The organism is Paenibacillus sp. sgz302164 (genome assembly GCF_056120505.1).
This window is the reverse complement of record NZ_JBVYOL010000007.1, coordinates 1-25,673: the sequence shown is the minus strand read 5'-3', so window position 1 is coordinate 25,673 and position 25,673 is coordinate 1. Positions and strand designations below refer to the sequence as shown.

At 51.6% G+C, this 25,673-nt stretch carries 25 protein-coding genes and 1 pseudogene; 23 read left to right on the top strand and 3 right to left on the bottom strand.

Annotated features, from left to right (window positions below; genetic code table 11):
* The first annotated feature begins 2 nt into the window (after positions 1-2).
* From AC0LWT_RS13180 to AC0LWT_RS13145, 8 genes are all read left to right on the top strand, one after another.
* On the top strand, positions 3-869 hold the full coding sequence (locus AC0LWT_RS13180) for a type II secretion system F family protein (protein WP_474681991.1): 867 nt from the start codon (positions 3-5) through the stop codon (positions 867-869).
* Positions 870-874: 5 nt separating this feature from the next.
* On the top strand, positions 875-1,747 hold the full coding sequence (locus tag AC0LWT_RS13175) for a type II secretion system F family protein (RefSeq protein ID WP_474681716.1): 873 nt from the start codon (positions 875-877) through the stop codon (positions 1,745-1,747).
* A 20-nt stretch (positions 1,748-1,767) separates the two neighbouring features.
* Complete coding sequence (locus AC0LWT_RS13170) at positions 1,768-1,995, top strand: Flp1 family type IVb pilin (RefSeq protein WP_474681715.1); 228 nt, start codon at positions 1,768-1,770, stop codon at positions 1,993-1,995.
* Positions 1,985-2,995: a TadE/TadG family type IV pilus assembly protein gene (locus AC0LWT_RS13165; protein WP_474681714.1), complete on the top strand. Its 1,011-nt coding sequence runs from the start codon at positions 1,985-1,987 to the stop codon at positions 2,993-2,995. Before AC0LWT_RS13170 ends, AC0LWT_RS13165 begins: the two co-directional genes overlap by 11 nt.
* A gap of 14 nt (positions 2,996-3,009) precedes the next feature.
* Positions 3,010-5,286: a hypothetical protein gene (locus AC0LWT_RS13160; RefSeq protein ID WP_474681713.1), complete on the top strand. Its 2,277-nt coding sequence runs from the start codon at positions 3,010-3,012 to the stop codon at positions 5,284-5,286.
* A gap of 88 nt (positions 5,287-5,374) precedes the next feature.
* A complete protein-coding gene (locus tag AC0LWT_RS13155; protein WP_474681712.1) occupies positions 5,375-6,040 on the top strand; it encodes a TadE/TadG family type IV pilus assembly protein in 666 nt (221 codons plus the stop codon).
* Between the two features lie 48 nt (positions 6,041-6,088).
* Positions 6,089-6,598 carry an A24 family peptidase gene (locus AC0LWT_RS13150; protein ID WP_474681711.1) on the top strand — a complete coding sequence of 170 codons (510 nt, stop codon included), beginning with the start codon at positions 6,089-6,091 and terminating at the stop codon, positions 6,596-6,598.
* Between the two features lie 14 nt (positions 6,599-6,612).
* A complete protein-coding gene (locus AC0LWT_RS13145) occupies positions 6,613-8,118 on the top strand; it encodes a DUF6382 and FHA domain-containing protein (RefSeq protein WP_474681710.1) in 1,506 nt (501 codons plus the stop codon).
* Between the two features lie 103 nt (positions 8,119-8,221).
* Here the strand turns inward: AC0LWT_RS13145 and AC0LWT_RS13140 are convergent, their stop codons facing one another.
* A complete protein-coding gene (locus AC0LWT_RS13140) occupies positions 8,222-12,049 on the bottom strand; it encodes an HD domain-containing protein (protein WP_474681709.1) in 3,828 nt (1,275 codons plus the stop codon).
* A 210-nt stretch (positions 12,050-12,259) separates the two neighbouring features.
* On the opposite strand from AC0LWT_RS13140, the gene AC0LWT_RS13135 reads away from it, so the two are divergent.
* From AC0LWT_RS13135 to AC0LWT_RS13120, 4 genes are all read left to right on the top strand, one after another.
* Complete coding sequence (locus AC0LWT_RS13135) at positions 12,260-12,550, top strand: Dabb family protein (RefSeq protein WP_474681708.1); 291 nt, start codon at positions 12,260-12,262, stop codon at positions 12,548-12,550.
* Between the two features lie 140 nt (positions 12,551-12,690).
* A complete protein-coding gene (locus tag AC0LWT_RS13130; RefSeq protein WP_474681707.1) occupies positions 12,691-13,737 on the top strand; it encodes a M42 family metallopeptidase in 1,047 nt (348 codons plus the stop codon).
* A 50-nt stretch (positions 13,738-13,787) separates the two neighbouring features.
* Positions 13,788-15,740: an ABC-F family ATP-binding cassette domain-containing protein gene (locus AC0LWT_RS13125; RefSeq protein WP_474681706.1), complete on the top strand. Its 1,953-nt coding sequence runs from the start codon at positions 13,788-13,790 to the stop codon at positions 15,738-15,740.
* A 38-nt stretch (positions 15,741-15,778) separates the two neighbouring features.
* Complete coding sequence (locus AC0LWT_RS13120; protein WP_474681705.1) at positions 15,779-17,392, top strand: ABC-F family ATP-binding cassette domain-containing protein; 1,614 nt, start codon at positions 15,779-15,781, stop codon at positions 17,390-17,392.
* Between the two features lie 77 nt (positions 17,393-17,469).
* Here the strand turns inward: AC0LWT_RS13120 and AC0LWT_RS13115 are convergent, their stop codons facing one another.
* The gene (locus AC0LWT_RS13115; RefSeq protein ID WP_474681704.1) at positions 17,470-17,688 is read right to left on the bottom strand and encodes a hypothetical protein; all 219 of its coding nucleotides are present in this window, start codon (positions 17,686-17,688) and stop codon (positions 17,470-17,472) included.
* A 75-nt stretch (positions 17,689-17,763) separates the two neighbouring features.
* Between AC0LWT_RS13115 and AC0LWT_RS13110 the strand changes: the two genes are divergently transcribed.
* Genes AC0LWT_RS13110 through kapB form a run of 3 tightly spaced genes read left to right on the top strand, consistent with a single transcriptional unit; the run spans position 17,764 to position 19,026 of the window.
* Complete coding sequence (locus tag AC0LWT_RS13110) at positions 17,764-18,282, top strand: hypothetical protein (RefSeq protein ID WP_474681703.1); 519 nt, start codon at positions 17,764-17,766, stop codon at positions 18,280-18,282.
* Between the two features lies 1 nt (position 18,283).
* Positions 18,284-18,631 (top strand): thioredoxin family protein, encoded by a 348-nt coding sequence (locus tag AC0LWT_RS13105; protein WP_474681702.1) that lies wholly within the window; start codon positions 18,284-18,286, stop codon positions 18,629-18,631.
* The gene (gene kapB / locus AC0LWT_RS13100) at positions 18,631-19,026 is read left to right on the top strand and encodes a kinase-associated lipoprotein KapB (protein ID WP_474681990.1); all 396 of its coding nucleotides are present in this window, start codon (positions 18,631-18,633) and stop codon (positions 19,024-19,026) included. Before AC0LWT_RS13105 ends, kapB begins: the two co-directional genes overlap by 1 nt.
* Here the strand turns inward: kapB and AC0LWT_RS13095 are convergent.
* The gene (locus tag AC0LWT_RS13095) at positions 19,023-19,244 is read right to left on the bottom strand and encodes a hypothetical protein (RefSeq protein ID WP_474681701.1); all 222 of its coding nucleotides are present in this window, start codon (positions 19,242-19,244) and stop codon (positions 19,023-19,025) included. The two genes, kapB and AC0LWT_RS13095, sit on opposite strands and share 4 nt — an antisense overlap.
* 215 nt (positions 19,245-19,459) lie before the next feature.
* On the opposite strand from AC0LWT_RS13095, the gene AC0LWT_RS13090 reads away from it, so the two are divergent.
* From AC0LWT_RS13090 to AC0LWT_RS13055, 8 genes and pseudogenes are all read left to right on the top strand, one after another.
* Complete coding sequence (locus tag AC0LWT_RS13090) at positions 19,460-20,533, top strand: Gfo/Idh/MocA family protein (RefSeq protein WP_474681700.1); 1,074 nt, start codon at positions 19,460-19,462, stop codon at positions 20,531-20,533.
* Positions 20,534-20,552: 19 nt separating this feature from the next.
* Positions 20,553-21,167: a trimeric intracellular cation channel family protein gene (locus AC0LWT_RS13085; protein ID WP_474681699.1), complete on the top strand. Its 615-nt coding sequence runs from the start codon at positions 20,553-20,555 to the stop codon at positions 21,165-21,167.
* A gap of 33 nt (positions 21,168-21,200) precedes the next feature.
* Entirely contained in the window at positions 21,201-21,683 is a 483-nt protein-coding gene (locus AC0LWT_RS13080; RefSeq protein WP_474681698.1) for a hypothetical protein, read from the top strand.
* 925 nt (positions 21,684-22,608) lie between these two features.
* The gene (locus AC0LWT_RS13075) at positions 22,609-22,764 is read left to right on the top strand and encodes a hypothetical protein (protein WP_474681697.1); all 156 of its coding nucleotides are present in this window, start codon (positions 22,609-22,611) and stop codon (positions 22,762-22,764) included.
* Between the two features lie 21 nt (positions 22,765-22,785).
* Positions 22,786-23,469 carry a hypothetical protein gene (locus tag AC0LWT_RS13070; RefSeq protein WP_474681696.1) on the top strand — a complete coding sequence of 228 codons (684 nt, stop codon included), beginning with the start codon at positions 22,786-22,788 and terminating at the stop codon, positions 23,467-23,469.
* 91 nt (positions 23,470-23,560) lie between these two features.
* Positions 23,561-23,887 (top strand): hypothetical protein, encoded by a 327-nt coding sequence (locus tag AC0LWT_RS13065; protein WP_474681695.1) that lies wholly within the window; start codon positions 23,561-23,563, stop codon positions 23,885-23,887.
* 128 nt (positions 23,888-24,015) lie between these two features.
* Positions 24,016-24,903 carry an ATP-binding protein gene (locus tag AC0LWT_RS13060; RefSeq protein ID WP_474681694.1) on the top strand — a complete coding sequence of 296 codons (888 nt, stop codon included), beginning with the start codon at positions 24,016-24,018 and terminating at the stop codon, positions 24,901-24,903.
* 25 nt (positions 24,904-24,928) lie between these two features.
* Positions 24,929-25,673 (top strand): annotated as a pseudogene (locus AC0LWT_RS13055) (nitric oxide reductase activation protein NorD); the annotation flags it as partial.

Below are 25,673 nucleotides of genomic sequence, written 5' to 3'. Positions count from 1 at the left end.
TTGTGTTAATCGTGCTGGCGATAGCGGCTTTAAGCGGACTGTTCATTGTATGGCTGGAAAGGAGAAGAACGGCCGGTCTTCAATCAGACCGCAGAGAGCCGGGCAAGCCCGCTCCCGCAGGGAACAAGTTTGTCGATTACGACGAGTATTCGATGTCCGGCAAAGAACGGCTGCTCGCCGTCGGCATGCTGGCTCTGCCGGCCATTTTCGTCGGGTACATTTTTTACAAGAGCGCGCTTATTGCGTTGTTATTAGCTTCCGGAGCGCTTTTATTTCCGAAGATTCGCCGCAAACAAATGATCCGCCAGCGCAAAAACAAGCTGAACGTGCAGTTCAAACAGTCGCTCAGCTGCCTTTCTTCCGCAATGACGGCCGGCAAATCGATTGAGACTGCGTTTCGCGAAGCGTTGGACGATTTAAAAGTGATTTACCCGGACCCGGCCTGCTTCATCGTCGTGGAGTTCGGCATCATTTGCAGGCGGGTGGAAAACGGCGAGCCGATTGAGGCAGCCTTGAAACATTTTGCTGACCGCAGCCATTTGGAAGATGTGTCCGGTTTCACGGACGTCTTTCTGACCTGCAAGCGGACGGGCGGCAATTTGGTCGAGGTGATGAAGAGGACGGCGGCGGTTATCGGCGAAAAGCTGGAAATCACGCAGGATATCGCGGTTATGGTCGCGCAAAAGAAGTTCGAATCGCGTGTGCTGCTGTTCGCCCCGATTATTATTGTTGCCGTATTGGCGTTCTCTTCGCCGGATTATATGGAACCGCTGTATCAAGGCGGCGGGAAATTGATCATGAGCGCAAGTTTGCTGATGCTGGCGTTTTGCTGCTGGCTGACTCAAAAGATTATGGATATCAAGGTGTAACCGAAATGTGGATCACGTTGGCGGTGCTGCTCGAAATGCTCGTTTGCTGTGTACTGACGCTTCTTGGACGTCAAAAGTATAAACCGTTTTTGCGGGAACAACCGTATCCGTTTAAGCTCAAATGGCTGCTTCCCTTCAGTTTGTACATCATCGATCGGTTCAAGCTGATGGAGAAGCTGCCGGATTTTACAGCGCGGGTGCATCATAAGCTGCTGACGCTTTTCGGCAGAGGCTATGCGCTGCATGGTAGCAAAATGTTTTACGCGGAGCTCGTTTCAGCCGGGTACGCATGCCTGCTGTTTTTTTCCCTGCTTGCGGTTGCGGCAGACGGAGACGCCTCTTTGCTGGGGCTGGGCCTGCTGGGGTCCGTGGCCGTTCCATTGCTGCTGGTGCGCGATTTGGACGTGAAAATCCGCAAAAAGCAGCAGCACATGATTTTGGAGCTGCCGGAAGTGCTGAATACTATCGTGCTGCTCGTTAATGCGGGCGAAACCGTAGGCCGGGCATGGATCCGCTGCGTCGAAGCGAGGAGGGGGCGCGAGGAAACTCCTCTATTCAAGGAGCTTGCTCAAGCGGTCCGCGAATTGGAAATGAACATTCCGTTTGCCAAAGTGATGGAGGATTTCAGCAAACGCTGCGCCCTGCATGAAGTGTCGCTTTTTACCTCAGCGTTGCTGCTCAATTACAAGCGGGGCGGAAACGATTTTGTGATGGCTTTACAGGCGTTGTCGCTGGATCTGTGGCAAAGGCGCAAAGCGGTGTCGCGGACGCTGGGCGAAGAAGCCTCGTCCAAGCTCGTATTTCCGATGGTGCTTATTTTCGTTGTGGTGATGGTGATCGTCGCCGCACCTGCATTGATCATGATGAGGCAGCAATAACATACAAGGAGGAATTGAAAATGAGACGGATGACCGTATGGTTGAAAGCTTTTTGGAAAGATGAGGACGGCCTCGGCACGCTGGAGATTTTGCTGATCGTTGCGATACTTGTCGCGATAGCGATTATTTTCAGAAAATGGATCGTCTCCTGGTTTCAAAAACTGATCGGCGACGCCAACTCGGATCTGAAAAACAACAGTTCTGTAACGCCGTGCGCTCCGAGTCCGACAACGTCCTGTGCGCCTTAAGCGGTTCGCAGGTTTTGGCCGGGACGACAGAGGCAGCTTTACGATCGAGGCGACGCTCGTTTTTCCAATCGTGATGATTTGCACGTTAACGCTTCTGTTCCTGGGGATATTTGTATATCAAAAGGTTGTCGTCCAGCACATTGCCCGCTCGGCGGCGGAACGGCTCGCTTTCACATGGGACAACAGCCGCAAGGATTTGGCTTCGGGCAACTTCAATCCCGGTGAAACGGACGGTTTATACTGGAGGCTGACGCAGGACAGCGTATCCGATTTATTCGGGCTGCTCGTTTCCGGCCGGACTGCGGAAGTCGCCTTGCCAGGGGAAGCCGGCAGCGCTGCAGGCCAAGTCGAGAAAAAATTGGCGAAATCGTCCGCTCTATTGCCACCCGGGATCACAGGTACTGCACGCTATAAAAATTTCGTACTGGACCGCCAAATTGAGGTGGAACTGAATAAGCCGTTCCTCATGCCCCCATTCGTAGCGCGAATGCTTGGGTCTGCGCGGGTGAGCGGCAAAGCGGTGTCCCATGTGATCGAACCTGTTGAACTGATCCGCTTGACGGACATTACAAGGACGTACATCAAAGCGATAAAAGGGCGGATTTCCCCGCAAAAAGGGAAAGCGGCGCTTGTAGAACCTGCAAATGACGACGGTTCCGGTCCAAGCGTGACAATCCGTTCGGAACGGGAAGCGGCCCGCTATTTGCAAGCTCTCACAGGCGGGAAGGAAGTGAAGCTGGTTACGCTATCTGGCAAAAGCCGCACCGTTGACGCGCTGGACTCAAACGGCGTAGCCCATCAAGCTTTTTATACATTTACAGAACCGCAGCTTCTTGCCGACCAATTGCCCAAAGATATGGAACTGCTGCAAGAAGGTAAGCAAGTCAAAGGCGTCGTCTGGCACTTTTTTAAAAAGAGCGCAAACGGGAAAGGCGTTCCTTCGGCCCAATTGCGCAGGGAGCTGGAACAAAAAGGCATTGTGGTCGTCGTACATAACTAGAAAGGAGAACGTTTTTGAGGAAACTATTCGTATCCGAAACGGGGGCTGTTTCCGTCTATTTGATTCTGATCGTCGTACCTATCTTTTTGTTTCAGGCGGTTCTGATCGATTATGCGAGGATCAAGCTGGCGGAAAAGGAACACGATTTGGCTGTAAAAGCCGCCGTTCGCTCTGTGATGTCGGCTTTTGATCCCGATCTTCAAGCGATGGGGCTGTACGGGCTCGGTTTGCCGAAAGCGGAAGCCGAACGGGTTTTTCACGAAGTATTCGCCGGCAATTTGTCCGGCAGCTCAGGTTCGAAGCGATTTCATTACATCGATCAAACTCCCGTCGATCAGGACATGCGTCTGACTCCGGTCTATTCCTTGGCGAGCCACGCTGTTTTTGAACGGCAAATTTTGGAGGATATGAAAATTAAAGCGCCCATCGAGTTTGTGCTGGAAATTACGGACAAGTTTCAGAAAACCGGTACGGCTGAGCCCTTTCGGCAAGGATCGCAGTTTGCCAAAGAATCCGCAGAGCTGGAAAAGCTGCTGGAACAAAGAGACGAAGCGCTGGATGAAGCGTGGGCGGGCATGGAAGAGCTCCATACGAAAACGGCGGCTTATCATTCGTATTACGAAACCCGCATCGCCGAATTGAACAGCTTAACCGAGCAAATCGGCGTCCACACCGTTGATGGAGTAAAAGGCCAATTGCTGAGCGTGAAAAATCAATTGAAAACAGTCCGCGATTCGATCGCCGGGCTGGATATGAATCTCGCATCGTTAGCTGCGGCCGGAGCGCAAAGCTGGCAAACGATTCAGTCAATTATGGAATCAAGGCGCGCGCTTGAGGAGCAGGCTCAGGCGCTGGCTCAGCAGCAGCAGGATTTGGACAGATTGCTGGATTTGCTAGTGAAATACGCGGCGCTGCTTGCCGCTGTCAAGGTGGAAGCAGTGGCGAACGGCAGCGTTGTCAGCGGCCTGCACAAGGAAATCGAGCCGGCGCTCAAAAAAGCGAAGCAGGTCAATGAAAGCATCCGCGGCAAATTGAGCGGGATCGCGAACGGTACTGGCGGCGCTGCCCAAGCGTACGAAACTTTTCAAAGCGTAGCCGTTTTCGGAGACGATTATTTTGACGGCTATCAGACGGCGGCAGCGAGCATTAGCGCCCTTTTTGCCGCATTTCAAGCCGCCATTGAAGATGTAGCCTTGTATACGCCGGATAACACCGGCAGGGCGAACAACGCGAACGATGCATACTGGCGTACATCGAGCGGGTTTTACGCGAAGCAAAGCGCGCTTGAAAGAGCGAGGATCGAGAAAAGGAGCTCGATTACAGCTGCCAAACGGGAGCAAAAAAGCAAGATCCAATCCGTTTTGGACCAGGCGAAGCAAGCGATAGGCGGCTGCGGCATCGTCAATTCGCTGTCAAGCGAAGCCGAGCTGTACAAGCGACTGCAGGGCGATGGCGGCAGTTCCGCAGCCGGCAGAGGCTATTATCAAAAATATCGCGAGGCGAACGCCCAAGAAGGCGGTATCGGCAGTGAAGTAGCGTACGATTTGGAAAAATCGGAGCCCGTAAGCCTGAAAGCGATGTCCATGCTGGACGCTTTTAACGATGCGGCGGCTTCATTGCGCGACGAACTGTACGTCAATGAGTTTGCATTAACGAAGTTCAACTACAGAACGTACGGCATGGAGAAAGATCTGTCAGGCCAGCCCAAATCATCGAACGAGCTGGTTGATCCGGGAACACATGCTTTGAACGGTCAGGAGGCCGAATATTTGCTGTATGGCTTTTCTTCCTGCGCGGCCAATATTTCTTCGGCTTATGCGGAAATGTTTTCTTTCCGGCTGGCCATCCGCACTTTGGAAGCGCTGCTTGATCCGGAAAAGGAGCTGCTGAATATCGGCTCTCCTCTGCTCGTTCTCCTCGCTGCCGCAGCGGAAGGAGCGGTCAAAGCTTTTGCAGATATGAATCAGCTCGTCAAGGGAGAAGCCGTCGAGCTTTCCGCAAAAATAACTTCGTCAGCGCTCAGTTTGACTTACAAGGACTATTTGCGCATATTTTTGCTCCTGCACAGCAACGATTCGAAGCTGATGGCCAGAATGCAGGCGTTGATCGAACTGAATACCGGCAAAGATCTCGTGCAGGAAACAACTTACGTGCAAGGGAGCGCAGCAAGCTGGATAAGGCTGTGGTTCGTTCCGCAATTGATGCGGCTCATGGAGGGCACCGGGTTATTAGGATGCGAAGTGCAAGGGAACCGTTGCCGGCTGGCAGGCACAGCAGCATTTGCTTATTGAGCCAGGGGGGGCTGTCCGAAGAGCTCGGCAGAAAGGAACTTCCTTCGGACAGGCTCAGAGGATTGCGATCAGAGAGGTGTATCTTGGCATGCTCAAAAAATTTTATGCAGGGCAGCAGGGGGGCATCGTTTTGGAGGCGGCGCTGCTGCTGCCGGTTTTTCTATCATTTGTCGTGGGACTTATCGTGTTTATTCAGATTGCCGTCATGGAGATGGCACTCCAGAGCGCCGTATCGGAAACGGTGAAGACGGTGGCCGGCCAACTGTATCCGGTGCGGCTGCTCGTGCAAGAAGCGAAAGCCAGATATGAGCAAAGCCCTGCGGCGGATTTCGTAGGTTCGGCCATAGAGCGCATTGAGAGCGCCAGAAATCAAGTGTTGGGCGCCGAAGATTTTGCCGACGAATACGCTGCTTATATTCCCGATGCACTGCTGGAAATTGTCAAGTGGGAGAAGGAACTGCGCACGCAAGGGGAGAGTAAGGCGAGCGATACGGCGGACCAATTTATCGATGAACATGTTGCACCGCGAATCAACGCGGCTTTTACGCCGATTGTGTACGCATTTTGCGATAGCGGTGCAATCCGCAAGGAGAGCCTGAAGGTCGTTTCCGTTACTTTGCCGGGTATGCAAAAAGGAAGCAGCGCCTATTTCGCGCTGGAAGCGCAGGTGGAGTATACACTGCCGCTTCCGTTTATGAAGCGGACGATTGTTTTAAAAAAGAAAGCCGTAGAGCGGGCGTGGGTCGGCGCTTAGCCGGCAAGTGCATTCTGGCATACAAGAAGCAAAGGAGGGAGGGGTTCTTTGATCCATTTTGTATTGTTTGCTTTGATCGGAATTGCATTTTGGACGGATGCTCGGAAGTCCATACTGCCCAATAAATTAACGATCGGGGGAGCGGCAGTCGGTCTGCTGGTTCATGCGGCGACAGGCGGTTGGGGAGGAGCGCTTTACTCGGTTGCCGGCGCTGCCGCCGGATTCGGGATGCTGTTGCTGCTCCATTTGTTCGGCGCTTTGGGAGCCGGAGACGTGAAGCTGTTTGCCGCTATTGGCTCGATTATGGGAGTATTGTTCGTGATGCAGTGCATCGTTTACTCCGTATTATTTGCAGGCGTAATCGGGCTTACGATTCTAATCGCCAAAAAACAATTGACGGCGACAGGATACAAGCTCGCAGGCTGGCTTATCGCGATAACAGCGTATCGGGACACAGCAGCGGCTTTCGGGATGAAGCGGCAGGCCAACATTACATTTCCGTTTATGTATGCGGTTGTGCCGGGAGTCATAACGGCCTGGTGCTACGCTTTTATGTGAAAAGAGGTGTGTCTTTGGTTCAGGAAGTATTTGGGCTGCGCTACGATTTCGTGTACCGCCATGGCCACTACATGGAGCTCCATCGCGAAGGCGGCATCCCGGCGGGGGAGTTGTCCGGGCTTCAACTGCGCATGCTGGAATCGAACCGGATTCCCCGGCTGCTTCCGCTCGGCATGCAGGAAATGGATTTTCGCATCAGCCTGCTTTACAACTTGACCGGTAAGCGGATGCTGTCCCATGTTCTGAAAGCCGAAGGGCTTACAAGCCGGCAGTTCGCCAAACTGCTGTACGCCGTCGTCTGCACGTTGGAAGAAAGCAAAAATTATATGCTGCTTGAAACGCAGTATGTGTTGAAGGATAATTTTATTTTCATCGGCAATGACTGGTCCGACGTGTATTTGACCTATGTTCCGCTTGAGCGGCCAAAAGAAGAAATTCCCCTGCAAGTTCAGGTGGAAGGACTGGCTGTTCTGTTGGCGTCCAAGGTGAAAACAGGAGGAGACAGCGGCATATCACGATTCATCGAGTCCTTTTCGAACGAATGGGAGCTTGACGGATGCAAAAAGAGGCTGCTTGAGCTTCTGGACGAACAGGAGCATCCAAGGAGCGAAAACTGCGCCCCGCCCGCAATCGTGGAGCGGGCGGAGCGAACCGATGCCGCGCAAATCGGCGGCAGTCGGGCGGAATCCGGCTTGGCAAGCCGGAAGGAGGAACAACCGGCCAGCTTGCCGAAGCCGGTTTGGAAAATAAGGGAGGAGGACGAGCCCTCCCGGCTTTTCGATCAGCAGCCGGGACCGGCGTCCCCGGCTCTAATCACACTTCCGACACGGCGTGCAAAATGGATCGTGTTCGCTGTTTGTTTGCTTCTGACCGCGTTTATATGGCAGGATTATTTTTCCGCTCCGACGGAAGCCGGGCTGCGAATCGTATCGGGGATCACAGTTCTGTTTACGGATGCCTGGTTCGTAGCCGCCTATGTCGGTATTCCGCAGTTTTGGGCAAAAAGGTCTCCGGTTTCTTTGAAGCCCGCCGTTCAACCGGCGGCAGAAACCGGAATCGAAACCTTCGCAGCCGGACAACGGGGAGCGGAGGCGGAGCCGGAACCGGAACCGGTTAACCTGCAGCAGTATTACCAAAACTTGCACATGCATACGACATTGCTGCAAACGGCGAACGCCAATGCAACAGTCTTTCTGGGAGCGGTGTTATCAAAACCGCAAGGGCCGCGAATCGAATTGTACAAAGATGGCGTTCAACATACGGCTGCGATAGAGAAAGAAAGCTTTACGATCGGCAGAGGCGGAGAGGGGGCGGGCACCGATTACATTTGTGATGAAACGGGGATATCGAGACTTCATGCCGAAATTTTAAAAACCGATGAAGCATACGCGGTGAAAGATCTGGGCTCAACGAACGGGACGTTTTTGAACGGTCAACCGTTAGTTCCCTATCAGGCGTACGCCTTGAAGGACGGGGATACGATTCGGATCGTCCGCATGGAGATTACGTTTCGCTTTTAGAGCGAAAGGAGCAATGGGGCAAGCGAAAATAAGCCATTCATTGAATGCGTTTGGTAGATCGATTCAATAAATGGCTCAAAGGCGCTCTTGCAACAGCGATCAGCTAGTTGATTCGTTTAAACAAGTAGTGGAGCAAGTCTATGACCAGCTTATTATATGTAGTTTCTACAGATGCCCTGCGTTGTTTATCGTCGGTATTCGGGTCAGCTTTTCTGCTGACGGTGAAATTTATGATATTCATATACGTCGCGCCGGATTGCAAATTGGAAAGCGTGGACTCCAGTTCTGCCCAAACGAGCAAGTTTTCAGGTGAAATTTCATCCTTTGACATGTCCATACTGCATTGTTCAAGATGTTCGATAATAGTTTCAATGAACGATTCATCCGATTCTCTGGAAACAAATTCAACGGCGTTAATTAAATCCGCGAATTCCAATCTGGCGAAAGGAATTAAAAAATAGCTGCCCTGCCTGATTTGAGAGTATAGGCTGTGGTTATAAATAATTTGAAGCTCTAGCGGCAGGCCGTTTACCGCAATATCTTTATATTGTTCGATAGCCGGCATGATGCAGTATTCGCTGTTAAAAGGGGACCAATTTCGCTCTTCGGTCTCGTAATGCAGCAAATCCGCGAACAGATATTGTTTTGCATCTTCAGATAGCTGTATGCAGGCGGTTTCGGCGGCATCATTGTATTCCGCGGTCACAAAGCGAAAATACGTTTGTTCCTGATCTGAAATAACATCCAGCGTTTTGAGCGGCAGGAAGGAAACAATTCGATCGCTCCCGGTAGGCAAAGGAAAAAACAACCGTTCCTTTTTAAGGACAGCTTCCGAGCCGAAGTAGGCTCTTGCCGCTTGTCTGGGCTCGCTGCCGCGCTCAATAAACGTAACGGGATGCTTCATCTCGTTTTCCCAGCCATTGTTGAAATGGCCGTAATTGTCGTCGTGAATGTAGCCGTCGGACAGGACGCGCATGATTTGCAGAAATTTGTCATCGGCATCCGCAGCTATACCGTATTTGATGTAATATAAAAACATTTTCAAGGCGTTCGACTGTTTCCAATAATGGACGTATGACTTTAGCCATGAAACGGAGTAGTCGGGCAGCGCGTTTCTGACAAGCGATATTTCAAACGAGTAGCCGCCGGATACGGATGTTAAAGGTCTGACAAACTCCCGTACAAAGACGTCTGCGCTCAAGTTCGGACAGCAATACTCTTGAATCGAGGTCACGTAGCTGTCGATAAATGTTTGAAGCATACTGCTGTAATCATAATCAAAAAGGTGCAGATGATAGTCGCGTTTAAGCACATGCAGCCAATGGAACATTCTTTTGGCAAAGATGATAGCCGCTAATTCTTTCGGGAAGCCGGTATCCGGCATCGCGAAACCGGACGATTCGGGGGAGAGCAGCTGTTCCGAAAGCTTTTCCGAATAGATGAACAGAGCAGCCGTGAAGTCCAGCTTTTTTTCCGCTTTTTGCTGCTGCAAACTTTCATAGGCATCCTCGATGACGTGCAGCATCGCATCATTTAATTCGTTGTAACGTTGAAATTCCGGAAGCCTGCTTTGGAATTGTTTTTTCAAAAAACGGTTGTAAAATGTGAGAGCGGTATGTACCAAACCGGAGGTCGTTTGTACGATTTCATTTTTCTTTTCCCGCACAAAGCTGGCTCTGTTCAAATTCACGTAGCTGCCTGTCTGTTCAAAAGCATAATCGACGCAGAGGGTGTCCCTTGAAAGAAGCAGGCTTGTCAACGCGCCGCTCAACGCTTGGTCATCCACCGTCACACCTTTATAGGCCAGATGGATGCGGGGGCTATCCCCGAATTCGGACGATGGAGCAAACCAGATCCGATGCCCGGCCCGTTTGTCATATATGTATACATGGACGGCGCCCGATTGGTCCCAAATTTCCGCATAATGGTTGTCGTCATCGATACTGTCGGTCAATTGCGCCGAATGTCCCCACAAATGCGCCGGAGGCTTATACTTCATGTTGACGATAAACGTGCCTGTGGGCGACTTCAACTGCGGACGCGCCTGCGGATGTTCTTTCTCGATCAGCGCCTGCATGTATTTAATTTTGAAATCAACCGGATTTGACCTGAAAAAATCGGATTTCAGCATGGGTGCGGCGTTTTCATCAAATAAATTTTTGTCGTTCCCGATTCGGACGATAATTCGCGTTCCGCGCGCCATCGGTTTGCCGTTTCCCGTTTTACGGGCATCCCAAATATCGCTCAGGACGTACCCGTTCATTTTCCCGGACTGGATGTATATTTGTCTGCCGTTTTCCAAATCGGCTTCCGATCTCGTCTGGATCACGATGTCGTCCGTAATTGAAAATACGGAGTGAAGCCCGATTCCGAATTCTCCGGTCGGCTTGAGCCAGAGCGGCATTTGCCTGCACACCTCGGCATATTTGCCCGGCTTGCCGTCTTTCTTGCCGGTCTGCAGGATACGATTCACGAAATCATCCTTGGAGATGCCGGTGCCGTTATCTTCAACGATGACAATGAGGCTGTCCGCCAATTCATCGTTGCCGCAAAGCGTTTGCAGCAAATTTTGTCCGATATGTTCCTTTAACATGTGTCGGTCCTGCTCGCGCTGTCCGTCATAAAAATGAATCCGCACGTTGTATTTTTCAAATTCGGCCTGTCCGATATCGATAGGCAGTATGCCGCTGTAATGATCGTCTTTGATGCGGGTTCTAATATTGCCCTTTTGCAAATCGCGCCAAAACTGGATTTTCAATGCATCGAGCGAATTCTGGATCATTTCTCTTAAAGCTGCGAGTTTATCCGTATAAATATTTTCGCCGCTGATGAGCTGAAACGCTTTTTGAGCCGGGAAATCGAGCTTTAAATTTTTGTCTGTGAAATCTTCTTCGCCGTTCCTTTTTCTCACGATGAACTCGACCTGCGGGGTCGTGCCCGCCAAACGGTCCGGAACGATTTCATGCCACCGGTCGCGAAGGTTTCGGAGCTCATCTTCCAAGAGTTTCAGCCAGCCCCGCATTTCGGCGAGTACGTTCACATCGTCGCTGACCGACAGGATATGAATCTTGTCCGGGGTGATGAGCAGCGATTCAACCGAATTGTGTTTGTCGTAATGAGTCTGGCTCGTGCGGTTCAGTTTCGAATAGCTGGACAGAATAGCCAGGTCGTCGAACCTGTTGTTGTCCAAATCGAGCAAATCCCCGATCCGCAGCAGGATCGCTATGAACCGCGGATGAATGAGGTCGCCGAGACCGCTGGACTGCAATTGGCGCAGCTGCATGACCTCATCGATGGTGTTGTTGTGGGCGGAGCAGAGCACAGACAGAAGGCGGATAAGCCGCCTCGGAATCTGATTGCCGGCGTTCAGCATAATATCGAGATCCTTTAGGCTGCCGGCGATTCTTTCTTCGCCCTTTGGGCCGTGGCTGCGCCTGAAGTATTCGGCGATGACGACGCGGGTATGCTCCATCAAATCAAGAATGTACACATCCGAGTCCACCGCACTGCCGGGCCCGGCCATAAAGTTTTTCACAAATTTTGCAGAATCGTCGACAAGCGCAAACTCGTCCAAAAAGATGCCGAATTCCGGAGTCGCCCATTCTTTTCTTATTTCTTCATTTTTCAAAAACATGCCGATGTCATGCAAATAAGCCGACAGCAAAATTAAAAATGTATCTGTAGCGGACAGGGATCTGATCCGGTCTTCGCCAAGCAGCAATTCTACGGATGTGACGATGCAGCCGGAATGGGCGGCGCCGTGTTTGCTGTAATGCGGAAAATATAGTTTAATCGTTTCGAGCACTTCGCATATTTGTCTTTTATTAAACCTGAACGTATCGTACAGCAAGGAAAAGCTGCTGTCGGATCGGCAGCACTCCTCCAGGTGCCTTTCCAGCGAATAACGGCGCTGAATTTCTTGGTTTGTCATCTCCCTACCTCCGCAAATGTAGTTGAAATCCGGGTAATTGCAAATTTCGCCAATGCTCAGGGAATTTCCTTTTTTAAACATTCTTATAATTTTCTCTCATAAAGGTTTCCGGCATTTTTGCTATTTCCCGGCTTGCCTTGCTAGTGGTATAATAAAACGGTTGCCGAGAGGCGTATATTTTGACCATTCAAGCAAAAAGGGGAAACTAGCATGCTGACACATATCGTTTTGTTTAAATTGAAAGACCGCAGCCCGGAATCCATCGAAGCAACAAGAAAAGTGCTGGCTAACATGGAAGGTAAAATTCCCGTGCTCAAACATATTGAAGTAGGGACGGACGTATTGCGACTGGAACGTTCTTACGATATCGCGCTTGTGACCCGTTTTGATTCCGTGGACGATTTGAAAGTTTACGATGCGCATCCGCTTCATGAAGAAGTGAAGGTACATATGAAACAAGTTTTGGACGGAACGTCGGTTTGCGTAGATTATGAAAGCTGATCCCGTTTGAAAAACGATGAAAAACAGTGTAGTATCCTTATGTGAGGCTGCACTGTTTTTTCATTTCGCGCTTCCTCCAAACAAGCGGGGATACTAGTGCGCGAAGAAACACCAGACCGCTGCCGGAAAGGAGCCCCGCCATGAAAGAACAAATCAACCGGAGCTACATGGCCGGCATATTGGAAATGCTGCTGCGCACACCCAGCCCTACAGGCTATACGCACCATATCATGAGCAAGCTGGAGGCGGAGCTGCGCAAGCTGGGACATGATATGACCTTCACGAACAAAGGCTGCGGCGTGGTGACGATTCCGGGCGAACATGGCGGCCGTGTCATCGGAATTTCCGCGCATGTGGATACGCTCGGCGCGATGGTCCGTTCGATCAAAGAAAACGGCATGCTGCGGTTTACTTCGGTCGGCGGTTTTATGATGGGCTCTATCGAAAACGAGTACTGCCAAATTCATACAAGAGACGGCCGCGTCTACGACGGCACGATATTAACCGCTCATCCTTCCGTACATGTCTACGAAGACGCGCGGGAATATAAGCGCGATGAAGCGAACATGGAGATCCGCATCGATGAGCCGGTCAAGGCGATAAAGGACGTGGAAGCGCGGGGCATTCGTCCCGGGGATTTCATTTCGTTTGATCCGCGGGTGCAGATCAAGGACAACGGGTACGTGAAGTCGCGGCATTTGGACGATAAAGCGAGCGTCGCCGCCTTGTTCGGGCTGCTGGAGCTGCTGAAGCAAAACAAACTGAAGCCTGCAGCGACAGTCAAGCTGTTTTTCTCCACTTACGAGGAAGTCGGACACGGTTCCGCCTATATTCCGGAGGACATCACGGAATTGATCGCGGTCGATATGGGGGCGCTGGGCGACGATCTGAGCGGCAGCGACCGCGACGTATCGATATGCGCCAAAGATTCGTCGGGGCCGTACGATTATCACATGACGTCGAAAATGATCGAACTGGCGGAAAAGCTGAACATCGGCTTTGCCGTCGATATATATCCGCGATACGGCTCGGACGCGTCTGCGGCTTTGCGCGGCGGGCGCGATATCCGCGCAGCGCTCGTGGGTCCCGGCGTACATGCGTCGCACGGCATGGAGAGGACGCATATGGACGCCATTGCCCATACGGCCGCGCTGCTGGCCGCCTATATCTCGGAGCCTGCTCGTTGACAGCATACGAAAAGAGGCGGATTGTCGGCCGGAAAGGAAGAGGATGACCCATGAACATTTTGAGCGTTCAAAATATAACCAAAAGCTACGGCGAAAAGGTGCTTTTCGACGATATTTCGTTCACGGTGAACGAGCGGCAGCGCATCGGGCTCATCGGCGTGAACGGCACAGGCAAGTCCACGCTGCTGAAGCTGCTGGCGGGACTGGAAACCCCGGATCGCGGCAAGCTCGTGCACGCGAACCATTTTCGGGTGGAATACCTGCCGCAGAACCCGGAGTTCGATCCGAACTCCACGGTTCTTGAGCAGGTATTCCATGGCGACTCGCCGCTCATGCAGACGCTTCGCGCCTATGAGCGGGCCCTCGCCGAGCTGGAGCTGGACGCCTCCAGCGAGAGCAAGCAGTCGCGGCTGTTCAGCGCCCAGCAGCGGATGGATGAGCTTGGCGCCTGGGAAGCCGGTACCACTGCCAAAACCGTGCTGACGCGGCTCGGCATCAGCGACTTCGACAAGCCCGTCGGCGAGCTGTCGGGCGGCCAGCGCAAGCGCGTGGCGATGGCCCGCGTGCTGATCCAGCCGGCCGATCTGCTCATCCTCGATGAGCCGACGAACCATATCGACAACGAGACGGCCGTATGGCTCGAGGAATTTTTAAGCAAGTGGAAGGGAGCCTTGCTGCTCGTCACGCACGACCGGTACTTCCTGGAGCGGGTGACGAACCGCATGCTGGAGCTGGACCGGGGCAAGATTTACAGCTACGAGGGCAACTATGAGGCGTTCCTCGAGAAAAAGGCGGAGCGGATGGAGTCCGAAGCCGCCAGCGAAGACAAGCGGCAAAACCTCCTGCGCCGCGAGCTGGCCTGGCTGCGCCGCGGCGCGAAGGCGCGGACGACGAAGCAGAAGGCGCGCGTGCAGCGCGCCGAGGAGCTGCGGGACCGCAAAGTGGACGGTCCCGCCGATAAGCTCGACATGGCGCTCGCGGGGAGCCGCCTTGGCAAAAAGGTGATGGAGCTTGACTCCGTCACCAAAGCTTTTGAAAGCGGGAAGCCGTTCATGAGCGACTTCAGCTACATCGTGATGCCGGGGGACCGCCTCGGCATCATCGGCCCGAACGGCAGCGGCAAGTCGACGCTGCTGAACATGCTCGCCGGGAGCATCCAGCCCGACAGCGGCACGATCGAGACCGGCCAGACGGTCAAGCTGGCCTACTATACGCAAGAGAACGCCGAGATGAACGAGAAGCTTCGCGTCATCGAATACATCAAGGAAGCGGCGGAAGTGATTCGCACTTCGGACGGCGAATCGATCTCGGCGTCGCAGATGCTCGAGCGCTTTCTGTTCCCGTCCGCGCTGCAGTGGACGCCGATCGGCAAGTTGTCCGGCGGCGAGAAGCGCCGGCTGTACCTGCTTCGCACTTTGATGGGCGAGCCGAACGTGCTTTTGCTGGATGAACCGACCAACGATCTGGACATCCAGACGCTGACGATTCTCGAAGATTATCTGGAATATTTTCCGGGCGCCGTCATCACCGTTTCCCATGACCGCTACTTTTTGGATCGGACCGTCAACCATCTGTTTGCGTTCGAAGGGGGCGGCCGCATCGAGCCGTTCAACGGCAACTACTCCGAGTACCTGGAGGAGAAACGGCAGGAGGAAGAGGCCGAGCAAGCCAGAAAAGAGCAGCAAAAACAAGCTGCAGCTTCCAAATCTGCGGTTAGCGCTTCTGCAACTGCCGGCACAGGCACAGCTCCGGCGCAAGCCCGCCCGAAAAAGCTGACCTTCAAGGAACAGAAGGAATGGGACGAGATCGAAGACCGGATCGCCACGCTGGAAGACAAAGCCGCTTCGCTTAAGCAGCAAATCGAGACGGCCGGCAGCGACTTCGACAAGGTCAGAGAGCTGTATGAGCAGGAGCAGCAGACGGCCTTGGAACTGGAAGAAGCGATGGAAAGATGGACTTATTTATCCGAGCTGGTAGAACAAATCGAAAGAAATAAGGTATGATAGTAACAAATATATATAAAGGCAGGTAAAATTTCCGAATGATAACCGTATCCAACGTGACGCTTCGTTATGGCAAAAGAGCGCTTTTCGAGGATGTCAACATCAAATTTACGCCAGGCAACTGCTACGGGCTGATCGGCGCCAACGGTGCCGGCAAATCCACGTTTCTAAAAATCATGTCCGGCGAAATCGAGCCGAATACAGGCGAAGTCAGCATCGCTCCGGGTGAAAGAATGGCTGTACTGAAGCAGAACCACTATGAGTTCGACGATTTTGAAGTGCTGAAAACCGTCATTATGGGCCACGCCCGCCTGTACAAAATTATGGAAGAGAAAGACGCTATTTACGCGAAAGCGGACTTCTCGGAAGAAGACGGCATGAGAGCGGCGGAGCTTGAGGGCGAATTTCAGGATCTGGACGGCTGGCAGGCGGAATCCGATGCGGCGGAGCTGTTGATCGGTCTGGGCATCCCTACATCGCTGCACGACGTCAAAATGAAGGACCTGGACGGCAACGAAAAAGTCCGCGTCCTCCTGGCGCAAGCGCTGTTCGGCAACCCGAACATTTTGCTCCTCGACGAGCCTACGAACCATTTGAACTTGGAATCGATCCGCTGGCTGGAGAACTTCCTGGCCAAATTCGAAGGCACCGTCATCGTCGTTTCCCATGACCGCTACTTCCTGAATCAGGTATGTACGCACATTGCCGACATCGATTTCGGAAAAATCCAGATGTACGTCGGCAACTACGACTTCTGGTACGAATCGAGTCAGCTGGCCCTGAAGCTGGCGCGCGACGCGAACAAGAAAACCGAAGAAAAGCGCAAAGAACTGGAAGCTTTTATCGCCCGTTTCAGCGCGAACGCGTCCAAATCGAAGCAGGCGACTTCCCGTAAAAAGCAGCTCGAGAAGCTTACGCTGGAAGATATCAAGCCGTCGAGCCGCAAATATCCGTTCATCCATTTCAAAGCCGAGCGCGAGGCGGGCAAGCAGCTGCTTGCAGTTGAAAATCTCACGAAAACCGTTGAAGGCGTTAAAGTGCTTAACAACATTTCCTTTACAATCAACAAAGGCGATAAAATCGCTTTCGTCGGACCGGACGGCATTGCCAAAACGACATTGTTTAAAATCATTATGGGCGAGCTGGAAGCGGACGAAGGCTCTTACACTTGGGGCGTAACGACATCGCAAGCTTATTTCCCGAAAGACAGTCAGGACTACTTCAATGTCGATATCAACCTTGTCGATTGGCTGCGCCAATATTCCAAAGATCAGGATGAATCGTTTTTGCGCGGCTTCTTGGGACGTATGCTTTTCTCCGGAGAAGAAGCTTTGAAAAAAGCGAACGTGCTTTCCGGGGGCGAGAAAGTGCGCTGCATGTTCTCGAAAATGATGCTGAGCGGCTCCAACGTGCTCATCCTTGACGAACCGACGAACCATCTCGATCTTGAATCGATTACGGCGCTGAACAACGGGCTTGTCGATTTTGACGGAACCATTTTGTTCGTCTCCCATGACCACCAGTTCATTCAAACGATCGCCAACCGCGTCATGGAAATTACTCCGAACGGACTCATTGATAAAATGATTACGTACGATGAATATTTGGAAAACGACGATGTGAAAAAACAACGGGAAACGCTGTACGCCTAACCTGTTTATTAATTCGGATTAAGAAACGAACAAAGGCGCCCCGATCACGATTTCATCAGGGCGCCTTTGCGTTGCTGCTAACTGCCTCCGGTACGACGGCGTTGGTTGTTTACTTTTTTGGTCATTTGGCTTTTCATTGCCGGACCGTTTCCAGCTGCATGCTTCGGATTAGCTTTTTGTGCGGCTTGATCCGCCTTTTTTTGCGCAAGCTTTTGTTTGATCGCATCAGCCAGGCTGACCTTTTTCGGGCCTGTTTCTCCAGGCTGCTGTTCTTGATCCAGAGGCTTGTCAGACATACGGGAACACCTTCTTTACGTAAATATGCTTTTAGTATAATCGAATCGGGGCAAAGAAGAAAGGAGGTCCGCCGTTTGTTTGATCCGACAGTTTTTGAGAACGTGAAAGTCGTATTGGAAGGCTCCGTTTACGATTTGGATCTGGAAGGAACCCTTATCGTCACCCGCCGCTCCGATCAGATCGACATGTCATCCATGTCGCGTACGTATGCGATCGAATTCGCGATAAGCACGAAGAAGCCGAGCCGCGCGGAAATTAAGCTGCATGCACATCTCAGCGACCTTGCCGCGGAAATTTTGGAAAACCCGTCGGCCGCGCCGGGCTGTACGCTTGAAGTGAGGCTGTACACCGAGGTACGGCAGCCTGATCGCGAATGCCCGCAAATCGCCAAGCAGGTGAGCGGCATATGGGGACATCGACCGGACATCAGGCAAAAGCTTTCCTATGAATTTGGCGCCGATCCGGTCTGGTACGGCAACGAAATCGTTTTATCGTTCGGGCGCAAAATCGACGAAGGGCAAATCGACGATTTTCCTCATCTGATCGGCTGCGCCGTCGAAAGCTTGCTTTGGCTGGACGAACGGGGGATCTAGCATGCAGGAATGGACGCAGCAGCAGCTGCTGGATCACACGAAAGACGGGAACGGCCCCTCATTCGGAGTATTTTTGTACACGCCGTTCTGCGGAACTTGCCAATTGACCGAGCGCATGCTCGGCATCATCCTGACGATGCTGCCCGAGCTGCCTCTTTATAAAAGCAACATTAATTTTTTGCCTCAGCTTGTCCGCGATTGGCGAATCAAAAGCGTTCCATGCATAGTCATGAAAGAGCGCGATAAAGAAATGGAATTTTTGTACAGTATGAAATCAGTGGACGAATTGTATTTAAAGCTGCTGCCGCTAAGCAGGCCAAATAACGAAATAAACGGAGGTCATGAATGATGAGTACAGGATCCTTTCAAGTAGGAGACCGCGTTACCGCAGAGTACAAAACAGGAGGATATTACGGAGAAATCGTGGAACTCACGAATTCAATGAAGGCGGCGGTGCGCATTTTGGCCGTGAAGGAACATCCGGCGCAAGGAGATTTGCATAATCCGATGGATGGCAGCGTAGCTTTTTTTCACCAACGCAGAGCGCTTGCTTTCCAGGAGATCGCCTTGATGCCGATTTCAACGATCAGAGCCTACGCCGGCAACGTCCCGGATTATCAAGATTCACTGAAGAGAGCGCTTATGGCGCAAATGAACAAGCTGACGGATCTGGAAGCATGGGCTAAACGCTCTCTGCAGGAGCTTGAGACGCTCAGTAAGGAATATTTTCCGGAAAAATCCTAAGAAACTTCAAGGTACAGCTTCGTGCCGTCATTATATTTAAAAATAGCAACATCGCCGATGATCTCGATCAATGAGATCATTTTTAATTTTTTGCGAAATTCAAAATTAAGCTCAAGCTCCTTTAACTTGCTGGACAGTTGGCCCATTTGCGATCTTTTTTGCGTGTAATTGAGCACCGGGATCGCTTTATTTTTGAACTTGATAGTTATCGCTTGCATGTTCTTCCCTCCTATTCCGATCACTTTCAACTTAAGGATACACAACAAATGTTAGATATGTTTCATTGAACTATTAGGAAAGTTTTAGCCTTACGCATTTCGGGCTATTTTCAATGTATTCAATGATTTTTGTCCGCATGCTGTTGCGGCGGCAGATGCCCGGATTTATAATAGTGAAGATTGCATTATAAATTGTTGCGGAGGTCGTTAGTCGTATGAGTCAGCAAAGTCCGATTCGCATTGGAGTTATCGGCGCCGGGAATATCGGCAATGTCCATATGGAAGTGTTAAAAAAGATCCCGGAAGCGCAAATCGCTGCGGTAACCGATGTTTATTTGCCGCTGGCGGAAGCAAGAGCGAAAGAGTATCAGATCGAGAACGTATACGAAACATCGGAAAAATTGCTCGCTGACGCATCCATCGATGCGGTCATCATCGCCGTGTCCAACGAATGGCATGCGCCGATTGCCGTGCAGGCTTTGGAAGCAGGCAAACATGTCATGCTCGAAAAGCCGATGGCCATCAACCTCGAATCAGCTCAAAAGATCGTCGAAGCCGAGCGCAAAGCCGGCAAAGTACTGATGATCCCGCACCAGCTCCGCTGGGAATCGTTGTCGATGCAGGTGAAAGAACAGGCGGAAAAAGGCGCCTTGGGGCATATTTATCATGCAAAAGCGGGCTGGGTCCGGCGCAAAGGAATTCCGGGCTGGGGTACATGGTTTACGCAAATGAATAAATCGGGCGGAGGCCCTCTGATCGATCTTGGCGTACATATGCTGGATCTTTCCTTGTATCTCATGGGCAATCCTAAGCCAGTATCCGTATATGGCGCCACCTATTCGGAATTCGGACCGCGCAAAAAAGGTATCGGCTCCTGGGGAACCCCGAACTGGAACGGGACCTACGACGTAGAAGATCTGGCGACTGCCTTGATTAAGCTGGATAACGGGGCGACGCTGTCCCTGGACGTCAGTTGGGCTGCGCTGGTAGATTCGGATGAGCAGCCTTACGTGCAGCTGCTTGGCTCTGAAGGCGGAGCTTCCATCCGCGGCAACACGGGCAAACTGCTGGCTGAGGTATTCGACCGGAAAGCGGATGTCGATCTTGTCATCCCGGATCGCGACGAAGGCTCGCGTGTTCGAATGGCAAAGCATTTTCTGGCCTGCACCCGCGATGGCGCACAGCCGATTACTTCCGTTATGACCGGATATACGAATAACCTGATTTTAGACGCCATTTACCGTTCCTCACAAACAGGAAGAGAAATAGAGCTGAATTGGGACATCTAAGGAACAGGAGCTGCAGGCAGTGAACTGGGAGTTGTTCAGCATCATCGGCACGATCGCTTTTGCGGTGAGCGGAGCGATTGTGGCGATGGAAGAAGAATATGATATATTGGGGGTCTACGTGTTAGGGCTTGTGACGGCATTCGGCGGGGGCGTCGTACGCAACCTGCTCATCGGCAAGCCCGTAACATTGCTTTGGGAACAAGGTTTATACTTCCAGATTGCACTGTTTGCGATGACACTCGTGTTTTTCATGCCGGTACGATACATCCGACTTTGGAAAACATGGGAAGCTTTCTTTGATGCGATCGGCCTGGCGGCCTTTTCGATTCAAGGCGCACTGTACGCGACGAACATGGGCCACCCGCTAAGCGCGATCATCGTCGCCGCGGTATTGACCGGAATCGGCGGGGGCATTATACGCGATGTGCTGGCCGGACGCAAGCCGCTCGTTTTAAAAGATGAAATCTACGCGGTATGGGGCATGCTGGCCGGCGCGATGATCGGATTAGGCTGGGTGCAGGGAACGTGGCAACTGGCCGTACTTTTTGCCATCATCGTGATACTAAGAATGCTTTCCGTTGTTAACAAATGGAAACTCCCCAAAAGATCATTGCGCAACACAATGTCAGGGTAACCGGAAAGCGAACCGAAAGGAGGGACATCCGTCATGCACGATGAATCCTTGCAGCTGAAGACCAAAATCGCCTACGAGATGCTGGAATCCCGCGTCGTCACCGTCAAAGAACTGCAAACCGGCGAGCTCGAAATGTACGAAGTCGCCAAAGATAACGAGACCGGGGAACATTACCTCCATTACGCATACATGCATCGAAATTTGGCCGACACAGGAGTGCCGGAAACGTTCCATCATTTCATGCCTATCGATAGCGATGACGTGCTCGGACTTATTTTCGGCGAGCAGCCCTATGCGTATCCGGATCATTGGCATAAACCGTTTCTGCGCAACGGTCCGGAAGGCTTCTACATCTGGTTCGATCCCTCCTATGGAGAAGACAACCAGACAGACGAAGCAATCGCAGCCGAACTGCTGCTCAAACTCCGGCAATTCCGCGATCTCGGCCATGTCGACCCGGAATCCGTTAGCAAACTGCTGGAAGACCTGGACGACACTCGTAAGAAAAAAGAATAAAAGCAACCTCGTAAAACCTGCGACCGCTTGTCGGTCTGCAGGTTTTTTTATGTTCAGAGTCTTCCCCAAAAACCAGGGGTAAAGGAAGCAAACAACCTCCTAATGTACGCGTGATAAAGGATTAGGAGTGGCCATTCCAAAGGGCGTATCTCGCAGACGACTTCTTATGATCACTATCACTGCGGCTCAGGGAAACCTCATACACTTGTACCCATCCTTACGGTCGGCAACTTCCGTGACATAAATGTAAAAAGGTACCCTCACCGGACCGACACTCGATTCCATGCTCCAGGTTCACGGTTTAAGATTGGGCTTAAGAAAGACATATTACTTACGCTCCAGGACTGGTGTTAAGAAAACCATACTAGCAGAAAGGGATGGCAGCAGTAAGTAACGGGAAGTCGCGGGATTATTAATTGGGAATTAATGGGTGATGGTGAGAGTAGCATTTCGCAGATGACTCTATGTGACCACTATCCCTGCGGCTCAGGGGAAAATCCCATGCACTATTGCCCGTCCTTACTAACAGCAACTTCGGTGACCAATGTAAAAAGGTATCAACCCCCGGATCGACACTCGATTTCATGCTCTAGGTTCATGGTTTCATCAGACCTAATCCGATTTCTTGCTTTTTCTTTACGATCTAGGATCGTATTTTGGGGCATTCTGACTGAAGGGGATAGTGGCAGTTAAGGATAAGGAAATGGGGATACACGTCAGAGAGGGGTGATCAGGTTATCGATCTGTGAATGTTTAAGGAGAAGTTTCTGACCGAAGGGGATAGTGGCAATAAGGGCTGGGAAATGAATATACCACGGACATGGGAGACCTAGGTTTGGGGGGAGTTGTTTTTTATCGTAAGAATTAAGGTTTTGGTCCATATTATTAATGTTCAAAAATTGCCTGAATAGGGGGTTTGAGTTATATGGAGATGGAGTCGTATCAGTTTGCCGATCTGAACAGCAGGGAGGATTTGTTGAAGGATTTACGCGTCCTGGAAGAGCGGATGAAGCGTGAGTTGGAACAAGATATTGCTCTTATTGCGTATGCGCACAACGCCCGGCCGGCAGATAACAAGTAAGGGCAGAAGGGATTTGATTTCATGAGAAATATATGGACGAAAGCACTGCTGCTTGCTGCTTGTTGTGCGCTCTTGTTGGCGGCGTGTTCCCAGGCGTCAACAGAAAAGCAGGCCGGATCCGCGAGTAAATATGCAGGGAATTGGGATGCGAGTTTGAAAAATAATGAGAATCCCTCTTTGGGCGCCAAGATGTTGAGCCAGACTTCGCAGCCTGTCAGGAAAGTTCCGACTGTGGACAGCTCCATGGCTCACGACAATGTGCATTTGGCTATGAACCGGGATTTGGCGGATCAGCTGATGAAAACCGCTCACGTAGGTTCAGCCGCTGTTGCGCTTGCCGGCAGTAATATTTATGTGGCGGTTCAACAGGCCGGTCAGGACCTACAACAGACTCCAGGCAGCGAGAATGATCCGGCGGCAGGGGCCGGGCTTTTTGGTTCAGGCAAAGGTGCTCAACTGGACTGGGTTTCTTCAAAGCCGTTGTCGGCCGAGAGTTCTCAAGCGATTAGAAGTGCGCTGCGCCGCGCTTATCCGGAAGCGAATGTTTTTATTTCGACTAATCCGCATTTTGTAAGTAGAATGCTGTTTTATGATAGGCAGCAGCGCGAGCGGAAGACGATGGACGGTTATTTGAATGAATTTAATACGATGGTGCAGCATGCATTTCCGGATTATACGACAGGCCAAAAACGTTTGATTCCATAAAAAACGGTTTAATTTTGCAAACATTAGCCATAATAATGGTCGGGCAGTCCGTTCTGCCTACTATATGATTTTCAGGAGGAATTTTGAAACGATGCATCAGATTTTGCAGCAAATCAATCAATGCCAGCAAGTGATTTCCCAGATGATGGCGCAAACCCAGCAAGGCAGCCAATTGTACGAACAATTGCTGCATCAGGAGCAGCAAAATGCGCAGCAGCTCGAGCAATTGGCGCAGCGGGAACATCAAGCGGCTCAGATGATCCAACACGCTTTGCAAGGACACGCGAACGCGATGCAGCAAATGCAGCATTGCATGCAAATATGTGCCCAACTGGAACAAGCTGTTCATATGCAGCAGCAGTCCTATCAACAAAATCAAGCGTTCAACAATGCCGGGATGCAGCAGCAGCGGCACTAGAGTGAGCGGCTTGCCCTCAGCTTAACAAGCTGGGGGTTTTCCATTTGCCGGGGTGGGTGCGGCTTGACAACATTTTCTTCCTGATAAATAGTTATAGGTAGATATGTCAGGAAAGGATAGGGCAAACAATGTCGACTTTATTCATACCGCAAGAAATGGAAGGACAAATTCGCGCGCAAAAAGAGCGGAATGAAACCGGCCTTAAGCAAGAAGACGGAAGTTTGATTGGCAGTCCCGAGTTCGAGTCGCCGCAGGCAGAGGTGCTTTCGGATGCGGTTATCGCTTTATTTTTAGGGAAAAATGTGCTGTTGAAAGGACCTACGGGATCGGGCAAAACGAAACTTGCGGAGCATTTGTCTTTTCTTTTCGGACAACCGCTTCATGCCGTGAACTGTTCGACGGATCTCGATGCGGAAGCGCTCCTTGGTTTTAAAACGCTGACGCATGATGAAAAAGGAACGGCACGCATTGAATTCGTGCCCGGGCCGATTATGAAGTCGATGAGCAAGGGGCATTTTCTTTATATAGATGAAATCAATATGGCAAAGCCCGAGACGCTGCCGTTGATTAACGGCGTTTTGGATCATCGCAGATCGATTACGAATCCTTTTACGGGGGAAGTGGTTACAGCGGGTTCCGGTTTTCGGGTTATTGCTGCGCTTAACGAAGGATATATCGGAACGGTGCCTCTTAATGAGGCTTTGAAAAATCGTTTTGTGACGATTGATGTGCCATATTTGCAAGGGGAATCGCTGTATCAATTGCTGCGGACGAAGTCGATTCAACAAAATGAGGTTTTGCTGAGGTCTTTTGTTCAGCTTTCAGCGGATTTGTTGACTTTGATACAAATGGGGCAGCTTCCGGACGAAGCGGGATCGATCCGCGCATTGCTGGATGCGTGTGATTTGGCCGCGTACATTCCTCCCGTACGTGCCGTGACCCGCGCCATTGCGGATAAATTGACGGATGAGAGGGAACGTGCTGCCGTAGTCAATGCGGCGGAGACGTTGTTCTAAACCGATGTTTGTAGGAAAACTGAGCTTGCTGGACGATAAAATCGACTCGATGCTGCATATGCAGCTGGCCGATCTGGCCCGGATGTTTACGCGTATCAAGGAGCTGGAGGTTGAAGCGGCATATCATTCTCATTATGACGAAGCTGCGGCAAAAATGACGGTGAGTCAGTTTTGGCGTGATTTTCCTGCGGCCGACCGGGCGGCGGGCATGAAGAGCGACGTCTATTTGCGCGGCATCGGCAGCGCATGGTTTACGGGGGCTTCGGCTGTGGATAGTTACTTGAATTTTTGTATGTCTGCGGCTCTGCCCAGGTTGGCAAATCAACTGTTTGCTCTATGCGAGGACATGCGGTTGGAACGGATATGCCGCAGGCTTCGGCCCGGAACTTCGAAAGTATTTGACAGCAGGCATCGTATTTATGCTGCTTTTTTTCAGCATAAGTTGAAAATGCATATGAGCAAGGATGAGCGCGCGGAAGCGCTGGTTTTGCTCATTTATGGCTGGTTTACGGGGGCGGCCTGGGCTTTGCCGGAACAGGCGGACGAACAGGCGGCCGAGACGTACCGGACGCTTCACTCCTGGCTTCTGCCGCTCTACCCGCTGCTGGAAATGGCAGAAGATGCGGAGCATACGGCGGAAGTAGGCTCTTGCTGCGAGTCGATCATGGAGTCGCTGTCTTTTCGGGTGCAGCGGGATGCGCAGGCGCTGTACTTTTGGACGCAGGCCGGCAGCGGCGTGGACGAGCCGCTGCCGGCCCGTTATCGCGGCG

What these genes read in the sequence shown, in the direction of transcription:
- AC0LWT_RS13175 (WP_474681716.1), top strand. Translation starts at nt 875, where the DNA reads ATGTGGATCACGTTGGCGGTGCTGCTCGAAATGCTCGTTTGCTGTGTA.
- AC0LWT_RS13170 (WP_474681715.1), top strand. Translation starts at nt 1,768, where the DNA reads ATGAGACGGATGACCGTATGGTTGAAAGCTTTTTGGAAAGATGAGGAC.
- AC0LWT_RS13155 (WP_474681712.1), top strand. Translation starts at nt 5,375, where the DNA reads ATGCTCAAAAAATTTTATGCAGGGCAGCAGGGGGGCATCGTTTTGGAG.
- AC0LWT_RS13140 (WP_474681709.1), bottom strand. Translation starts at nt 12,049, where the DNA reads ATGACAAACCAAGAAATTCAGCGCCGTTATTCGCTGGAAAGGCACCTG.
- AC0LWT_RS13135 (WP_474681708.1), top strand. Translation starts at nt 12,260, where the DNA reads ATGCTGACACATATCGTTTTGTTTAAATTGAAAGACCGCAGCCCGGAA.
- AC0LWT_RS13130 (WP_474681707.1), top strand. Translation starts at nt 12,691, where the DNA reads ATGAAAGAACAAATCAACCGGAGCTACATGGCCGGCATATTGGAAATG.
- AC0LWT_RS13125 (WP_474681706.1), top strand. Translation starts at nt 13,788, where the DNA reads ATGAACATTTTGAGCGTTCAAAATATAACCAAAAGCTACGGCGAAAAG.
- AC0LWT_RS13120 (WP_474681705.1), top strand. Translation starts at nt 15,779, where the DNA reads ATGATAACCGTATCCAACGTGACGCTTCGTTATGGCAAAAGAGCGCTT.
- AC0LWT_RS13115 (WP_474681704.1), bottom strand. Translation starts at nt 17,688, where the DNA reads ATGTCTGACAAGCCTCTGGATCAAGAACAGCAGCCTGGAGAAACAGGC.
- AC0LWT_RS13105 (WP_474681702.1), top strand. Translation starts at nt 18,284, where the DNA reads ATGCAGGAATGGACGCAGCAGCAGCTGCTGGATCACACGAAAGACGGG.
- kapB (WP_474681990.1), top strand. Translation starts at nt 18,631, where the DNA reads ATGAGTACAGGATCCTTTCAAGTAGGAGACCGCGTTACCGCAGAGTAC.
- AC0LWT_RS13095 (WP_474681701.1), bottom strand. Translation starts at nt 19,244, where the DNA reads ATGCAAGCGATAACTATCAAGTTCAAAAATAAAGCGATCCCGGTGCTC.
- AC0LWT_RS13090 (WP_474681700.1), top strand. Translation starts at nt 19,460, where the DNA reads ATGAGTCAGCAAAGTCCGATTCGCATTGGAGTTATCGGCGCCGGGAAT.
- AC0LWT_RS13080 (WP_474681698.1), top strand. Translation starts at nt 21,201, where the DNA reads ATGCACGATGAATCCTTGCAGCTGAAGACCAAAATCGCCTACGAGATG.
- AC0LWT_RS13075 (WP_474681697.1), top strand. Translation starts at nt 22,609, where the DNA reads ATGGAGATGGAGTCGTATCAGTTTGCCGATCTGAACAGCAGGGAGGAT.
- AC0LWT_RS13070 (WP_474681696.1), top strand. Translation starts at nt 22,786, where the DNA reads ATGAGAAATATATGGACGAAAGCACTGCTGCTTGCTGCTTGTTGTGCG.
- AC0LWT_RS13065 (WP_474681695.1), top strand. Translation starts at nt 23,561, where the DNA reads ATGCATCAGATTTTGCAGCAAATCAATCAATGCCAGCAAGTGATTTCC.
- AC0LWT_RS13060 (WP_474681694.1), top strand. Translation starts at nt 24,016, where the DNA reads ATGTCGACTTTATTCATACCGCAAGAAATGGAAGGACAAATTCGCGCG.